This window comes from Planococcus sp. A6 (assembly GCF_028823615.1).
Taxonomy (GTDB): Bacteria; Bacillota; Bacilli; order Bacillales_A; family Planococcaceae; genus Planococcus.
Genome location: NZ_JAPEHT010000234.1, coordinates 1 through 2,200 on the forward strand (window position 1 = coordinate 1; position 2,200 = coordinate 2,200).

Here is a 2,200-nt window from a genome sequence, read left to right on the forward strand (position 1 = left end):
ACTCTTTTTTGTTTTTAGCAGAATAAGCGTTTAAAGGCTTATCCTTTCATTTTTTTCTTTAGATAGCTTTGGATGAGTTGATGGTCTTCTTCAGTCAGTTTTTCGATTTTTTTGATCGAATTGACGATATCGAGCACGTGGTCTTCTTCCAGGGCGCGTTTGCGCGAGGCGAAATAAGACGAAATGGCGCTAGTGAATGTTCCGATAATGCCGATTCCGACAAACATCAAGATAACCGCAAACAGACGGCCGATGCCGGTTTCAGGGGTGATGTCGCCATATCCGACAGTCGTAACCGTCACGACTGCCCACCAGATGGCATCGGTGTAGTTAACGATCTGAGGTTCGATTAGGATCATTGGAATCGGCACGAGAAAAATCAAAATGACCGCGAAAATCAGCAGCTTCTCCAAGCCATTCGTTTTTAAGACGGCATACACAGGCTTCAAAAAACGCGGAAGGATGCCCCATAATTTCAACATCCGGAAAAACATGAAAAAGCGCGCTACCTGATAAATCGCATCCAGTGGTATGATAGCAATCAATTCCAAGGGGTGGGATTTAATAAATGTCCATTTGTGTTCAGCGGCAAAGAAGCGAATGAAATAATCAACGAAGAAAATCCCCCAGATGATCCAATGAACCAAAGTGAAACGTTCATTGGAAACCAGTGCAATAATGACGGAAACGATTACCAACAGAAATAGGAAAGTTTCGTAAATGAAATTGCGTAAATTCATGCTAATCCCCCCTTTAGTTTAAACAGGAATTAATCCACTTCTCCCCATGCGGGATTCCATACCACTTCACATAAATGACCGTCCGGATCTTGAAAATGCCCCGAATAGCCGCCCCAAAACGTATCATGAGACGGATCGGCTATAAGCGCTCCAGCTTGTTCAGCCTGGGCAATTACCGCATCGACTTCCGCTTTACTGTTAACGTTATGGCCGAGCGTAAATTCTGTAGTGCTTGGCGAGCCCATCGATACTTTCGTTTCATGGGCGATGTCTTAGTGTTTCCAAATAGCGAGTTTCAGCTCTTGCTGAAGGTCGAAAAAGGCAATGACCCTGTTATCGAACTCTTCTCCCACAATTCCTTCTGTCGGTAAGCCCAAGCCGTCCCAGTAAAAATCCAGCGCTCGCTTGAGATCGTCCACGCCAATAGTGATGACAGAGATTCTTGGCTTCATTTTAATCCCTCCTTTGTTGCTGTGTAAGATTAGGGCTTGCGCTCAAATTTTGATATTGCTGTAGTAATGTTCAAAAAGATATCGGGGTGGGTAAAATACATAATACGGCTTTATAAATCCTGTGAGGCGCAAGTTATAGTTCTTGTAGGTATTATATGCCGGATTATGATAACACATAGTATAGGAGGAAAGAGCATGAAAGCTATTCAATTAAACGATAATGTCGAGATTCCGATTGTCGGCAGCGGAACTAACACTTTTGGCAAGGAAGGAAATCAGTTCTCCGGCGATTTAAGAGGAGACACTCAAGAAATCGATTGGGCTATTGAAAATGGCTACCGTCATTTCGATTCTGCTCAACTGTATTCCAATGAGGAAGTTGTAGGAAAAGGAATCCACAAATCCTCAGTACCGCGCGAAGATTTCTTTATCACTACTAAATTAAGTACTCGCAAAGGAATAAGCAGTACAGATTGGGCAGTAGCTGAAATCGAAAAAAGCTTAGCCAAATTACAGACTGACTATATTGATTTGTTTCTCATTCATTTCCCGTGGGATAATAATGATGAGATGTTGGAAGCTTGGCGCATTCTTGAAGACCATTATGACCGGGGCGTGTTCAAGTCCATCGGTGTATCAAACTTCAACAAAGAGCAACTTGATTTGATCCTCGAAAACGGTAAAGTCAAACCAGCCGTGAACCAAATTGAATCCCACGTTGGAAAGTGGAATGAGGAGCTGATTGCTCATCATAAGGATAACGGGATTGCTTCTGTAGCTTGGTCACCGTTAGGCGGTATTGATGATAAAGCCAAGCAAGCATTGCAAGAAATCGGCCGCCAGTACGGCAAGACTTACGCTCAAGTTGTGTTGCGGTACCAAATCGAACAAGACATTATCGTTATCCCTAAGTCTCACGATAAAGATCGTCAAGCACAAAGTTTGGATATTTTCGACTTTGAACTAACGGCAAGTGAGCGGGAGCGCATTGCTGCTCTATAAAAAGTT

General features: G+C 43.2%; 2 protein-coding genes and 1 pseudogene. 1 reads left to right on the top strand and 2 read right to left on the bottom strand.

Annotated features, from left to right (window positions below; genetic code table 11):
- Positions 1 to 38: 38 nt before the first annotated feature.
- Both ON064_RS18075 and ON064_RS18080 read right to left on the bottom strand, forming a co-directional pair.
- Positions 39 to 740, bottom strand: coding sequence for a potassium channel family protein (locus ON064_RS18075; RefSeq protein ID WP_274625854.1), 702 nt, complete (start codon positions 738 to 740; stop codon positions 39 to 41).
- Between the two features lie 29 nt (positions 741 to 769).
- Positions 770 to 1,192: pseudogene (locus ON064_RS18080) on the bottom strand (VOC family protein).
- Between the two features lie 195 nt (positions 1,193 to 1,387).
- On the opposite strand from ON064_RS18080, the gene ON064_RS18085 reads away from it, so the two are divergent.
- The gene (locus ON064_RS18085) at positions 1,388 to 2,194 is read left to right on the top strand and encodes an aldo/keto reductase family protein (protein WP_274625855.1); all 807 of its coding nucleotides are present in this window, start codon (positions 1,388 to 1,390) and stop codon (positions 2,192 to 2,194) included.
- Positions 2,195 to 2,200 lie beyond the last annotated feature (6 nt).